We start from the raw sequence: 13,149 nt of genomic DNA on the forward strand, positions 1-13,149 counted from the left end.
TGTAGCCTCACTCTGACCACCAATCTTTCTCTGCACGGATCATGCTGTAGCCGGTAAACCAGCTATCGATGGTCACGGTCAAGGATGTTACGGATGTGCTGTTAACCCTTAGCGGGTCAAGCATATCGGCTTGGGCAGACGCCCATGAGACCCATAAGGCCGTTTGCTCCTGGACATGCTGTGGGCTGTGGGCGTGTGCCTCACAGGTTGCCTGAATGAAGGCGCGAAGTTCCTGCGCTCGTTGCCAGCTCTTCGAATTCTTCACAAGCATATGACGCAAGCGCCGTTGGCTTTCTTCATGCCTGGCTCGTTCCAGTCGCCGTGCTTCGCGGATCAGGCTTTGCCGCGTTTCCTCCTCTCGCTTGGTTCGCATGGCTTTGATCGAAATGGCGATCAAGGCGAGCCCGTCGACGACTTCCGCCAGCCTAGCTTCAAGCCTCTTGGTCTTGGTGTCCGCCCAGTTCTTGCGCGTGCCGTATTCAGTATCTGCCTCCAGCTGCAGGCTCAGTTCCCCGGTTGGCACCCATTCGTACTGAGGGGCGACCCGAGGCAAAAAGTCCGGTGTCCATGGAACGCCGCGTTTAGGTGGGGGAGGTGAAGGCGGGGGGATGGTTATTCTGGTGATACGCTCCTTCAGCAGTAGCTTCAGCTTTTCTCCGTCGATCTCAATCGACGTTTCGTTGTCAGCTGTTATCGTCCAGCACTGACCAAGTGCCTCACTCGCCTTTATGAGAGTGTCAAAAATCAGCGCCGAGCGATCTACCTGAACAGCTGAAATGTGGGAGCGCAGCACATGCTTCCCAGCAGTCATTAGATGGCCTTCGTGAGTCTTGGCAGACTGGGCTTGCTTTAGCCATTTGGCTACCAAAGGATGAGGATCAACCAGCGCCTGGGGAACCTCAAGCCTCGTGACAACGGATTTCACCTTCGCGGGAACCTCGGGCCGTGGCGGAAGTGACGCTCTATCCAAAACTTGGAAGCTTATCGATCCCGTTTCGGTCGGGGGCTTGGGCCTTGCTGGGCGTCTCGAAGGTTGCTTGGCCCAGTAGCCGCGAGAGGGAAGTGGGATACTTGCTTTACGGCAGGCTTTGGCTAATCCGACGTCCGACACGCCAATCTCCTGGGCGAGCTTCAACACAGGTGTTTCCCATATTTTCTCGAAGAGTTCCAGGGTGGTGAATGTGATCGTCTTGTACATTGGCGGCATCCGCTGAAGTTACTCGGATATCAGCGTAGACCGACCGGCTACTGAGTCACGATTGCTGCAGAGCCTAGCACTTGAAGCTGTGCGGTTTCAGCCGTAGCAGTCGTAAGCGTAAAGAGCATTTTTCGAGCGCCGTTTGGAACAGACCATTCGTACGAGACGGTGTGAGTTACCCCGTTAGCCGCCGTCTGCTTGTCCTCGTTCATCACCATTCTCGACGTGAATGGGGCAGGGGCAGTTGCCACCAGTTTTTGGAACAGGGTATTGGCGACATCTACGTCTGCCCTGCGAGCATGGACAGCACACAGGTTCTTGCCGCTTGGTAGGGCAATCACGAACGTGCCGTGTTTGTCCGGCACCGGCCATGCGTCCCAGGAGCACCTCCGAGAAAGAGAGCAGCTTTGTCAGTTGGCAGCTTAGGCATGGGCGCCAGCTTTCGGCGGGGAGCCTCAAGGTTGGGCAGATTTTGCAGGCAAAGGGATGCGTAGATTTTTGCAAACGAGTTGGCCTGATCGTCGGCATCGCTGGCTTGGCAAAGGTTCATACCCAAGATGACGGTGAGTGAAACGAAGAGTCTGAGCATAAATTCCTCCATGAATTTTTAGCGCTAGGTGGCAGAAGGTGTCATGACCTGTGACTACAGCTGAGTGAAGTTCTCCTCATGATGCTATCCGATCCTGCGCGCAGAACCGAAATATTCGCCCTGAACCGCTCTGATTTTCGAGTGCCAAATCAGCTCCCTCACGGAGACACCACGATGCCCCAAGAGAAGAAGGGAAGCGCTACCGGACGACGTGCCGGCGCACTCGATAGAACAGGAAAAGGAGCGGCTGAGAGACTTCAACAGAGACGGTATGCCATCTGGATCAAACTAAGGACTTTTAACCACGTTCGTCATCGAGTATCTGGTGCAGCTCAGCCCAAGGCTTTTCGGTGACTTCGCCCTTCGCCTTGCACCCCGGTTCGTGGGGGAATGTTTCTTCACTGTGAGTGATCGACTGGCCGTTCATGCATCCTGTGCAGACGACTATTCCGCCTATGAGAGCCCATGCCGCCGACCATTTGGTCATGCATTGATTGTTGTCCATGTCATCGCGTCCTTTGCGTGCGGTTGTGGTCAGGCTAAGGCCCGCAAGCCCATTTGTATACGCTCAAACAGGGGGCCTCAAACGAGGGGTTGTCGGAGCTAAGGGGCTCAGTGCTCACTCAACTTTACGATCCTGCTGACCCCCGCGTCCTTCGCATCCCGCCAAACCTTTGACTCAGCCCATTGAATTCCCTTCGCGAGTTCGATGAGACGCATAGCATCTTGATCCTGGCCAGCCTCGGCCAGCCGTACAGACGAACTCAACAGCGAGGTATAGGAGCTATTCAGTGTTGTAGCGACTTCCCGCATGCTTCTAATGAAATTCGCCGTGGGGGCGTTGGGATGACTTTTGTTGTCCACAAAAATTTGCCTCTTTGGTGTGTGGCGGGTCGGTTTATTCTTTGAGCATGATCCTGGTTTTTTTGTCCAATCTCTCAACTGCTGGCTCTAGCTGAGGGAGGAAAAGATGAAAGCCATCAAAGCGGATTTGTGAGGCCTCAAGCCACAGGCAGTAAATCCGGCATCAGCTTACGAGATGGAGAAAATGCATATGCCGCTCGTACTGGTCGAGGATGTCTCCGATCACCTCTTCGCGCGACCAACCCATGATGTCATGATCTTGACCACCCTCCCGCAAGTGCACTTCGGCTCGGAAATACTTCCGTTCTTCATCCTGTGTGTCACCCATAACAAAGCTCGGCATGGCGTAGGGGTGTGGTCGTACCTCATAAATAAACTCTGGATGTTCAGGGCTTCCCACACGCAGTCGAACGCTGCCGTCTCCTGCGTCTTCGACATCGCACGCATAGCCTTGCTTGCGCCATTCCTCTACCACCGACACACAAGCAGGCTTAGCCGTCTCGGCGATAAAACGCAAAACATGCGCACGACGGGGGAACATGGCTAGTGTCCTCAGCCGGCGTTGCCAGCCGCCTGGACTGCTACTGGTAGAAGGTGAAATCGATTGATAACGAAGCCCGCGCTTGGTGGCGTCCAACTTCAATGCTTTCAGCAACCCTCGCATACTGCATAACAGCGCAATTGTGAACGGCAACGCGCTAGCGATAGTGGCTGTCTGCAGGGCTTTTAACCCGTCCGCGAGCAGTAAGGCGATGGCCACAAGCCCCATGCTGGAGGCCCAAAAAACTCGTTGCCATACAGGTGTGCTGGCTGATCCGCCAGAGGCCAGCATATCCACAACCATTGCGCCCGAGTCAGCAGATGTCACGAAGAACACTACGACCATGACGATGGCTACAAGCGAGATTACACCCGAGAACGGGAAATGCTGAAGGAAAGCGAACAATGCCAAGGAAGTATCTTTATCGATAGCAGCCCCGAGGTCGGTGAGGCCTTCCGTCAGGATCATATGAATGGCAGTGTTGCCGAATACGGTCATCCATAGCAGAGTGAAGGCCGCAGGTACCAGCAACACGCCCATCACAAACTCACGAATCGTACGGCCCCGGGAAATCCGGGCAATGAAGAGTCCTACGAAAGGCGACCAAGCCAGCCACCAGCCCCAGTAAAACAGTGTCCACCCACCGATCCAATCTGTTGGCTGGTAGGCATAAAGGTTCAGAGTTCGACTGATAATTTCGGTTAAATACCCGCCGGTATTCTGCACGAAGGTCTGTAGGATGAGCACAGTCGGCCCAAGCACGATGACCATTAAAAGCAATAAAACCGCCAACGCTAGATTCAGCTCGGAAAGGCGGCGTACGCCTTTATCCAAGCCTGTTACCACAGAGATCGTTGCAAGGGCTGTAGTAGCGATGATCAAAATGATCTGCACTGTCGTGGTTATAGGGACGCCAAAAAGAGCATTAAGACCGGTATTAATTTGCGCCACGCCGAATCCTAGGGAGGTGGCAACGCCTAGCACCGTGCCAATGATCGCGAAAATATCCACTGCATGGCCGATAGGCCCGTAAATGCGATCACCAATCAGCGGATACAGGGCCGATCTCAATGTAAGCGGAAGCCCGTGCCGGTAACTGAAATAGGCCAGGATCATCGCCACGATGGCATAAATGGCCCAAGCATGCAGACCCCAGTGAAAAAAGGTGATCTTCATTGCCTCACGTGCGGCTTCGACGGTACTGCCGTCGCCTAGAGGTGGGTTTAGAAAGTGCATAACTGGTTCTGCGACACCGAAGAACATTAGGCCAATCCCCATGCCCGCCGAGAACAACATCGCAAACCAGGTTGTGCTGCTGTAATCAGGGGTACTGTGGTCAGGGCCGAGCTTGATGTCTCCATATCGGCTCATGCCGAGGAACACAACGGTGCCAAGAATGATGGCAACTGCCAGAATGTAGAACCAGCTGACGTTGGTAATAATCCAGCTCTGGACTTCCGCAAACACGACTTGGGCATGGCTTTGAAAGACGCTGGCGTATAGCACCAGAAGAAGCAGGATAACGCCTGATGTGTAAAAAACGGGTGGGTTGAGCGTCGGCTTCGGACTGGTGTCGGCCTTGGCTGTCATGAAAGTCTCCTTTGGGTCAGGCGCAGAGCAAAAACACTTCTGAGCACGGATCGTATGGCGTTGAAGGTGATCCCTTCAGCTCCAGCGTTTTGCCGCTGAGCCATTTAAGAACTCAGCGATACGGCGTATGAATTTTCTTCGACTCGCCTATCATTGCATTACGAGAAATAAGGGTAGCATTCCCAGCGAGGCTGTTCAGTCGAGGGTCTGGCGCTTGCGCCACATCAGGCGGTTGCTATCCCCCATGTGAGCAATATCGCTATCAGCGCGCCGGTTCAGAGATGCATTGAAGTCATCAGTTTTGCTCTGAGTCGATTCCAGATACGCCGTTCCGCCTTAGAAGGCGTGGCATCCACCAAGCCGTGGGCGGTGTCAGGGTTGATGCAGACAGTTGGTGACTTCTTACAGCCCGGCGCACCAGTCAAGCGGGTCTGATGGATATTTCACGTCCGGCCTATAACCTCTTCCAGCAGCTACCCTCAGCCGTCCAACCCTCACCGGTAATTGCGTGCGGCTATGGCATTCGCCGACTGCTCGAGGAATGGCTTGACCTCATCCAGACCTGCAGGAGTCTGCAACCAGCCTGGTCAAGCTGTCTTATTTTTACAATTAGACACCACTGTGGCCCTTTGCTAGCCTTTGCTTTAGATCGATCCGTTGTAGACATGCTGACGACCCTGAGCAAACGTCGACGCCTGCTGTCTGAAACAGAAGCTCGTAACACCTTTTTACGTCTGCGCGCCGTGGGCGATGTGGGATGAGTCGTGCCGCTAAATCGCCGCTATGCTTCCGCTGGGTTCATCATTCTCACGCTGGGCTTACTTGTTTTCTGCGCCTTAGCGCTAATAAAAGCTGAAACCCAACGCCAGGAGGCACGATTTGCGGGCTACGTGCATGACGTCTCCGGGATCGTCCGCAACCAGCTGGATACCAACGATGCCGTCTTGGCGGGATTCTCAGCATTCCTACAGGCCGTCGACCAGAGCGATACGGAGTCTGCGTCACGCTATGCAGCGGCAGTTTCAGCGGCCTACCCACACATCTACATGCTTGAGGTCGCTCGGGCCGTGCCAGTTGCGGAACAAGCGAATTTTCAGGCATTGCTCAGGCGAACCTGGAATCCAGACTTCAAGCTGAAACAGTTCCCGGATGTCGGTGAGCAGGCGAGAGCCCCCTACACCGCTTTGAAGGAAACCTGGCCTGTACTCTTCATGTACCCGCCGTTGCCCCAGGCTACCGAAATCTATGGGGTGAGATTAGAGACGGTTCCACACCTTACAAGCGCTTTGATAAAAAGTCGCAATACGGCCAAGGCTGTCGCATCGCCGCTTTTCCCCATGTACGAAGGCGGAAGCGCCTACATCCTTCTACGCACAGTCATTCGTCCTGAGAGGAGAGAGCAACGGGCGTTGCCCAACTTCTTTGGGAGTACGATGGTTGCGATGTTGGTTATAAGCGCGGATTCGCTGTTGAAGGCGATCAACGAGGGTAATGTCGATCCATCGATAGGGATCAGGGCGCAGCTCAAAGCGGATCCTGACGCTGAGAGCACGGTTTTATCGATCCCGATCCGGGAAGCTGGGTGGATCGATTTCATGCTTTTTCCTCGGTTCGAGCAGCAAGTCGAGATTGGGGGCGCGTCACAACCAATGACACTGCTGTATGAACGCCAACTGCGTTTGGACGATGTGCTGGGCCCTGAAACATCCATCATCTTACTGGTGTTGACGGCGCTCGGCTTTCTCACCCCCATGGCGGTCATGCGGCATTTCAAAGCTATTCACAAAGCAGAAGCTGAACATTCGCGTTCTGTCTATCTGGCCAGCCATGACGTCTTAACCGGTCTAGCCAACCGCTATCTGCTTACAGAGCGTTTTGATCATGCCCTGGCTCGGTACACAACCCAGGACATTCCATTTGCTGTACTGCTCATCGACCTGGACGATTTTAAGGAAATCAACGATTCGGAAGGCCACGCCGTTGGCGATCAGGCGCTTCAAATCATCGCTTCTCGAATGACACGGGCATCTCGCTCAAGCCACACAGTGGCTCGCTATGGCGGGGATGAATTCGTTGTACTCATAGCTGATTCGGTAAGCCGACAGGCTGTCGAAGACGAGGCGAAGAGGATCTTACGAACCATCCAGGAGCCGATAGCATTGAATACGAGAACAATCTCGCTTTCGTGTAGCGTGGGCATTTCGTTCTGTCCCGACCACGGTCGGGATATTGATACGCTCATTAAGGCAGCTGACCGTGCGATGTATGAGATCAAGCAATTCGGAAAAAGCGGGGTTGCGATTGCTCGATCCGAGCAACTCTCATGAATACGAGGGGCACTGAGATCCGCTGCTGAATCGACAGCGGTTACCCTAGTTCCCCTCCTATCTGAGTACGCTCGGCACTCCGCCCAAAGTTTTACGAAACCTTCCTGGCAAAGCCCGAGTCGGAAGTTGTGAATCACAATCCACACTGGAGGAACTCTGATGAACAGCGCTTTCGAAGATTGTATTTCCGAGTGCATGCGGTGTGCGGTGGCATGCGAAACTTGCGCGTCGTCTTGCTTGAAAGAGCAAGACGTTCAGATGATGGCTGATTGCATCAAGCTGGATCGGGACTGCGCAGATATGTGCCTACTCGCAGCCAAGCTCATGGCAAGGGATAGTTCACTGGCCGCCGAGATTTGCCGGATATGTGCCGAGGCTTGTCGAGCTTGCGCAAAGGAGTGTGGCAAACATGAAGCAGAGCATTGTCAGAAATGTTCAAAGGCTTGTCTGTCGTGCGCTAAAGCCTGTGAGGCGATGGCAGCATAAAAGCACCCGAGCGCATCAGCCCAAGATAAAAATGGCGTCATCGCGACGCCATTTTATCTTCTGCTTTACCTCGGCGAGCCCTATGCCTGGCTGCGGGGTTACTTCCTGAGTATGTGCGGCTCTGCTCTCTTGTTTCTTTTCATGGCGCGTCGCAAATTCTTTGATCGAGGATGAGGCAGATCACGATATTACCGCCTCAAACGGAGGCCCGCTGCATCCAGTCCTGTGACAGGGTGTGGGAATCACGCCGCTTTCTTTGATAGCTGCAGTGGCAGCGGGCGATTTCAAATGCATCAGGACTTCGCTTAACTCAGAGCGGGCTCACTCAACGTGGGCCAGCGCAGGGTATAACGCGCTTGACCAACGTTCCGATGGACATACCTTGGATAAGAATCGAAAAGATCACCACCAGATAGGTGAGTGATACGACGACATCTCGAGCATCGCCGGCGGGCAGAGACAGAGCCAAGGCCACTGATATTCCCCCGCGAAGACCTCCCCAGGTCAGTACGCTCCATGAGCCGCTCGGCAGGCGGAAGCGTTGTCCAAGCAGACGTATTGGCAGACCTACAGTGAGCAGCCTCGACAGTAGGGTAAGCGCAATGACGAACAGCCCTGTCGTTATTAGCGGGTTGGAGAACTGGATCAGCACTACCTCTAGGCCAATGAGTACGAATAATACGGCATTGAGAATTTCGTCAATGAGCTCCCAGAACATGTCCACGTGTTTTTCAGTTTGTTGGGACATGGCATATGAGCGGCCTTGGTTTCCGACGATCAATCCCATCACCACCATCGCTAACGGGCCAGAAACATGGAGGTGGGTTGCCAAAGCGTAACCGCCGAGCACCGCTGCCAGCGTAATCAGAACCTCCTCTTGGTAGCTGTCGATGCTTTTGAGCATCAGGTAAGTGGCATAACCAACAGCGGCACCCAAGATTGCGCCACCGCCTGCCTCCAGAAGCAACAATTGCGATGCTCCCATTACAGAAGGAGCTTCACCACTGGCTATCATCGCCACGATCAGCGAGAACAAGACAACGCTTACGCCGTCGTTGAAAAGTGATTCACCGGCGATCACCAGCTCAACACTTTTCGGGGCGCCTGCAGACTTTAGAATACCCATTACGGCGATGGGATCAGTCGGCGAAATCAGAGCTCCGAATACCAAGCAATAGGAAAGTGGTAGCTCCAAAGACGTGAGCGATAGCAATGCCCAGAGCCCATATCCAATAATCAGCGTTGATGCGGTCGTTCCGACGACCGCGAGTGAAGCGACCTGCCAGCGGTAAGCTCGGAGTTCGGAGAGGTTTACATGCAATGCTCCGGCAAACAAAAGCAAAGAGAGCATACCTTGCATAAGGAGCTCTGAAAAATCGATGGACTCGACCAGCGATTGTTCGAGCGAGTGAAGAGCGTGAAAGCCCATTGCATCCATGGCCATATTCAGCAGAGACAGGCCAAGTGCAATGCCCATGACGCCTATCGCGGATGGCAGTCCCACATACCGACGATTGAAGAAAGCGAGAACCGCTGTGATACAGAGAAATACAGCAACAATATCCAGCATTGGCCCAAGGGCTCCCTTTGAAAATGTTCGCTTAGGTTGCGCCCGGAATTTGGTAACCTCGTAGGGGGACGCAGGACTTTCGACGGCAAAAACGTTTCAAAGTGCGTTTCAAAATGCACACCTATAAACTGCCCCCGTTTTGGCGATGAGACTTTTCTGGCCTCCACTCACTCCATCTGGCGTGGCAGCCTGTGGCTCCAGCTCACCGCGTTTGCGTCTTGCTCATCAAACCAAGGTAACTGCAGGATGATTGCTCGATGGCGCTGGGCTCTGCTCGTCTAACAAAAAGGCTATGCTTCCGCGCTAGCCTTTTTTCGCTTCTCGGGATAGCAACGGCGTTAATAGCGATATTTTTCAAAGGGTTCGTACCCGCCTCTGCCGACTCAGATCGGTGCAGATGCGGTGGACAAGATCTTGGGGATCATTGCCTCCAGTATGCTCGCCGTCACAACCTTCTCCCTAAGCACAATGGTCTCAGCCTACAGTGCTGCCAGCAGCGGGGTGACGCCACGTGCAACTACCTTGGTTATGGAAGACTCCACGACGCAGAATGGCTTGGCGACGTTCATCGGCTCGTTCTTTTTAGCCTGGTAGGAATCATCGCGCTGAGCACGGGAGCGAATGGCGCGCAGGGCAGAGTCGGGTTGTTTACCGTGACCATCGGCGTCGTAATCTTGCCCTAAAGTCGCATTATGAATTTGGCTAAAGAGACAATCAGTTAATGCAGAAAGGAGCCGCCTGTGCACGACAGCTTCCAGCACCTAGTGCATTGCGTGCAGCGACCAGTTTTTACCGGGCCGCATTTTCATCTGGGGGGATCGCTGCGAACCGCCTGCGGGCTGGAGTGCCTCTCGGAATTCCGATACTCGCGTTGGGTTCTGAGGGTGGCGTCGGTGACAACATCGTGATGCACTTCGAGCTCTCGCAGCAGACGTGAGACGACATGTCATCAGCAATGCTGGGCACTATCTGCCGGAGGAAGCTGCGAATCGCGTAGCCGCAGAGCTAATCGAATTCTTTGACTAGGCGCGGGGAATCCGAGGTTCGATCCAATACGGACGTGTGCCGCTCTCTGCATTCGTCCGAGGTAATTGCTGTGAACCGCTGCGGCTGGATAGAACCCAATCAGTATCACGTCAGAGGAAAACATCATGGCTGAAGAGAAGAAAGAAGTTCGTAAAGAGGATGTTCCAGCTCATTCAACTGAGAGCAAGAAAAGCAGCGATTGAAAGATTTCAATAAGAATGGGATTCCGCCCGGTTCAAGCTGACGTTCGAATCAAGAGCTTTTGACGTATCGCTCGGAGAGGTGATGTGTCAAAGCTGTCACTCGTGAATTGAGCTCGTCTAGTTCAGCAATCAAGTCCTCACCTTCCGACACATGCCCTTCGCTCGTGGCGGCTGCCACAAGAGATTCAATTATCCCAGCAAGTTCGACCTGGTTCGCGATGACCTTTGAAAATGCAGCTGTGAATTCGTTTTTCACGTTCAAATCCTTTTGTATCAATACACCTCATGAAACCAAGACCTCGGGTCAGTGGTCGCTTAATTTCACGATCCTGCCGATCCCTGCATCCTTTGCATGCTGGAGAACCTTTGTCTCTGCGCCTTGTATGCTGTTTGCCAGCTCAATGAGACGCATAGCTTCTTGATCTTGGCCGGCTTCCGCCAAGCGCACTGAGGCGCTTAACAACGAAGTATAGGAGCTCTTCAGGGTCGAGACGACCTCACGCATGCTTCTGATGAGCTCTGCTGTTGGGGTATTTCGCTGTGCACGTTCGCTCACAAGATTATGCCTCGTCGGTGAGTGGGGAAACTTCGTCATCACGAGCTTACCCCAGCTGTCTGAGCCCCATCAGGAGGTTGAACGAGCGGCCAATCTGCTATGAGGGTGTATTGCCCTTTGTGAGATCGGTAAAGTCCGAAGCGGTCGGCTCGAAGAAAAAATTCTGGCGGGTTACCTGCCTCTGGAGCTGCGGACTGATAGTCGCGCGCCAACGTCAGATGAGGTCGAAATTCCTTGTATTCTTGATCCTGTCCGAACCTCAACATTGCTTGCTCTAGCGCGTATGACAGTCGCATCAGCTCTGGAGGAGCGTCTTCTGGCGTAAGCACCAACGCCTTTGATTTACGCCAAACCTCCAGGCAGTCAAGGACTAGCGTCAGTTGCTTCCCGGGTACTTTAATCTTCGAGGCGGTCGTGCAGATGTCTGCGATCTGGGCCTGATCAACTGATCCTAGAAAAAGCAGCGTGAGATGAAAATTAGCGGCGGGAACAGGGCGCCCCGCGCGGTGCGAGAGAAGCGCACGCCATTGGGAGATCGCTTTCCTTAGGGGGGCTGAGCATGTGAGCGCGAAAAATAGTCGCGATTGCGGTTCATTAATCAACGTCATACCTCGCTCCACACCAAGTTACTGTTCCTCTGGGCCTTCGTACTTCACTTCAACAGGCTCGATCAACTGGGGCCCTTGGTTACGGACATAGCCGACATCTTTTCCTACTTTGTACCAGTGAAAATCCGCGACGGGGCGGCAGTGCTCGATTGCGATCTCTGCCGCACGCTCAGGTGACGTTTCTGGGTCTATCCACTCACGCGCTTGCTCGGGAGCGAGCACCAGCGGTTTGCGATCATGGATGTCGACCATCCCCTGATCGCTCGCAGCAGTGATGATGACGAAGCCGTTGCGCTCGTCCGGCTCCAGGCCTTGGTGCACCTCAGCCAACCCCGCAAAAAACATCGGAATCTGCTCTTTCAACGTTATGAAATAAGGCTGTTTCTTCTTCGGATCGATGGGATCTTTGACCCACTCGTACCATCCGTTAGCCGGTGCCAGGATGCGTCCGCTCGGCCACAACTGTTTGAAGAACTTTCCCGTCATGACCGTCTCGACTCTGGCGTTGATCGGATCAGGGCGTTTGCCTTTCGCCCAGAACGGCGCCCATCCCCATTTCACCTTGTCGACACTCAACCCGCCCGCAGTTGGACGGATGATTTCCACGCGTGTCGTCGGCGCGACGTTGTAGCGTTCAATCGGCCAGAGGTCGTATCCATTGATCACCAGCTGCTTTGGAGCGAGCTCCTTGAGGTAGTGATCCATGGATTCGTAGATCGAGTACCGTCCACACATGCTGTCACCCGTCGAAATTTCGTGCTTATGAGATTGACCGCAAGCAGAGTAAATCGTTAACTGTATATACGTACAGTTACTCAATCTCAAGGTTTGCATCATGAGCGTCACGATCATCGGCCCAGTGGCAGCGGGCGGCGATAAATTGCCCCTTTACTCGTTTCATGTCCCCGCAGGCTTTCCATCGCCAGCTGCGGATCACATCGAGAAACATATCTCTCTGGACGAGCTATTCGACATCCGTGCGCCTCATGTGTACCTCGTGAAGATCGATGGCGACAGCATGCAAGGCGCTGGCATCTATCATGGCGACTTGGTGATTGTTGATCGCAGCCTGTATGCCGAGCACGGTGACATCGTAATTGCGGCGCTTAACACCGAACCACTCTGCAAGCGTCTGCACATGCGTGAGAACGAGGTGATCCTCATGTCCGAGAATCCCAAATATCCCGCGCGTCACGTGATGGAAGGGGACGAACTCGTCATATGGGGCGTCGTCAAATACAGCGTTCGCGATCATGACAAAACCTGAGCCGGTCTTTGCGCTGATCGACTGCAACAGCTTCTATGCGAGCTGCGAGCGCGTCTTTCGACCCGATCTTGCGAAGACTCCCATCGTAGTCCTTTCGAACAATGACGGCTGCGTGATCGCGCGCTCCTACGATGCAAAACCATTTGTGAAAATGGGCCAGCCGTTTTTCCAGATCAAAGACCATCTGCGTCGAAATGGCGTGGTCGCATTTAGCAGCAACTACGCGCTCTATTAAGTTAGGTGGAATGCTTTTGAGCTAGGCTGAATCCGTTGACGCTCAGGGGGCGCCCATGACCACCACCCCATTGCACAAGCAAGTGTTAA

The 13,149-nt window shown here is 53.9% G+C and carries 10 protein-coding genes and 3 pseudogenes; 5 read left to right on the plus strand and 8 right to left on the minus strand.

From position 1 onward, the window contains the following. Nucleotides 1-7 precede the first annotated feature (7 nt). The 4 genes and pseudogenes from BLS87_RS28045 to BLS87_RS28070 form a co-directional block, all read right to left on the minus strand. The gene (locus tag BLS87_RS28045) at nt 8-1,198 is read right to left on the minus strand and encodes a hypothetical protein (protein WP_074757857.1); all 1,191 of its coding nucleotides are present in this window, start codon (nt 1,196-1,198) and stop codon (nt 8-10) included. Nucleotides 1,199-1,245: 47 nt separating this feature from the next. Then, a pseudogene (locus tag BLS87_RS35390) lies at nt 1,246-1,799 on the minus strand (NMCC_0638 family (lipo)protein). Between the two features lie 286 nt (nt 1,800-2,085). Then, nucleotides 2,086-2,292, minus strand: coding sequence for a hypothetical protein (locus BLS87_RS28060; protein WP_074757863.1), 207 nt, complete (start codon nt 2,290-2,292; stop codon nt 2,086-2,088). Nucleotides 2,293-2,814: 522 nt separating this feature from the next. Then, a complete protein-coding gene (locus BLS87_RS28070) occupies nt 2,815-4,782 on the minus strand; it encodes a BCCT family transporter (protein WP_074757865.1) in 1,968 nt (655 codons plus the stop codon). Between the two features lie 764 nt (nt 4,783-5,546). Between BLS87_RS28070 and BLS87_RS28075 the strand changes: the two genes are divergently transcribed. Both BLS87_RS28075 and BLS87_RS28080 read left to right on the plus strand, forming a co-directional pair. Beyond that, nucleotides 5,547-7,109: a sensor domain-containing diguanylate cyclase gene (locus BLS87_RS28075; RefSeq protein WP_074757867.1), complete on the plus strand. Its 1,563-nt coding sequence runs from the start codon at nt 5,547-5,549 to the stop codon at nt 7,107-7,109. Nucleotides 7,110-7,268: 159 nt separating this feature from the next. Then, nucleotides 7,269-7,595, plus strand: coding sequence for a four-helix bundle copper-binding protein (locus BLS87_RS28080; protein ID WP_143024497.1), 327 nt, complete (start codon nt 7,269-7,271; stop codon nt 7,593-7,595). A gap of 325 nt (nt 7,596-7,920) precedes the next feature. On the opposite strand, the gene BLS87_RS28085 is transcribed toward BLS87_RS28080, so the two are convergent. After that, entirely contained in the window at nt 7,921-9,165 is a 1,245-nt protein-coding gene (locus tag BLS87_RS28085) for a cation:proton antiporter (protein WP_074757871.1), read from the minus strand. Nucleotides 9,166-9,411: 246 nt separating this feature from the next. Between BLS87_RS28085 and BLS87_RS28090 the strand changes: the two are divergent. Further along, nucleotides 9,412-9,842, plus strand: a pseudogene (locus BLS87_RS28090) (DUF2254 family protein); the annotation flags it as partial. 601 nt (nt 9,843-10,443) lie between these two features. On the opposite strand, the gene BLS87_RS28095 reads toward BLS87_RS28090, so the two are convergent. The 3 genes from BLS87_RS28095 to BLS87_RS28110 form a co-directional block, all read right to left on the minus strand. Continuing rightward, nucleotides 10,444-10,650 carry a hypothetical protein gene (locus BLS87_RS28095; protein WP_143024498.1) on the minus strand — a complete coding sequence of 69 codons (207 nt, stop codon included), beginning with the start codon at nt 10,648-10,650 and terminating at the stop codon, nt 10,444-10,446. Nucleotides 10,651-10,988: 338 nt separating this feature from the next. Further along, complete coding sequence (gene thpR, locus BLS87_RS28105) at nt 10,989-11,558, minus strand: RNA 2',3'-cyclic phosphodiesterase (RefSeq protein ID WP_074757877.1); 570 nt, start codon at nt 11,556-11,558, stop codon at nt 10,989-10,991. Nucleotides 11,559-11,576: 18 nt separating this feature from the next. Further along, on the minus strand, nt 11,577-12,293 hold the full coding sequence (locus BLS87_RS28110; protein WP_074757879.1) for an SOS response-associated peptidase: 717 nt from the start codon (nt 12,291-12,293) through the stop codon (nt 11,577-11,579). Nucleotides 12,294-12,393: 100 nt separating this feature from the next. Between BLS87_RS28110 and BLS87_RS28115 the strand changes: the two genes are divergently transcribed. Beyond that, complete coding sequence (locus BLS87_RS28115) at nt 12,394-12,825, plus strand: LexA family protein (protein ID WP_074757881.1); 432 nt, start codon at nt 12,394-12,396, stop codon at nt 12,823-12,825. Then, nucleotides 12,812-13,057 (plus strand): annotated as a pseudogene (locus BLS87_RS28120) (Y-family DNA polymerase); the annotation flags it as partial. The gene BLS87_RS28115 and the pseudogene BLS87_RS28120, both read left to right, overlap by 14 nt. Nucleotides 13,058-13,149: the final 92 nt, after the last annotated feature.

This window comes from Pseudomonas abietaniphila (assembly GCF_900100795.1).
In the GTDB taxonomy this organism is placed as follows: Bacteria; Pseudomonadota; Gammaproteobacteria; order Pseudomonadales; family Pseudomonadaceae; genus Aquipseudomonas; species Aquipseudomonas abietaniphila.

Excerpts from the sequence above, each read along its gene's own strand:
- BLS87_RS28080 (WP_143024497.1), top strand. The coding sequence starts at position 7,269 with ATGAACAGCGCTTTCGAAGATTGTATTTCCGAGTGCATGCGGTGTGCG.
- BLS87_RS28115 (WP_074757881.1), top strand. The coding sequence starts at position 12,394 with ATGAGCGTCACGATCATCGGCCCAGTGGCAGCGGGCGGCGATAAATTG.
- BLS87_RS28085 (WP_074757871.1), bottom strand. The coding sequence starts at position 9,165 with ATGCTGGATATTGTTGCTGTATTTCTCTGTATCACAGCGGTTCTCGCT.
- BLS87_RS28060 (WP_074757863.1), bottom strand. The coding sequence starts at position 2,292 with ATGGACAACAATCAATGCATGACCAAATGGTCGGCGGCATGGGCTCTC.
- BLS87_RS28070 (WP_074757865.1), bottom strand. The coding sequence starts at position 4,782 with ATGACAGCCAAGGCCGACACCAGTCCGAAGCCGACGCTCAACCCACCC.
- BLS87_RS28110 (WP_074757879.1), bottom strand. The coding sequence starts at position 12,293 with ATGTGTGGACGGTACTCGATCTACGAATCCATGGATCACTACCTCAAG.
- BLS87_RS28045 (WP_074757857.1), bottom strand. The coding sequence starts at position 1,198 with ATGTACAAGACGATCACATTCACCACCCTGGAACTCTTCGAGAAAATA.
- thpR (WP_074757877.1), bottom strand. The coding sequence starts at position 11,558 with ATGACGTTGATTAATGAACCGCAATCGCGACTATTTTTCGCGCTCACA.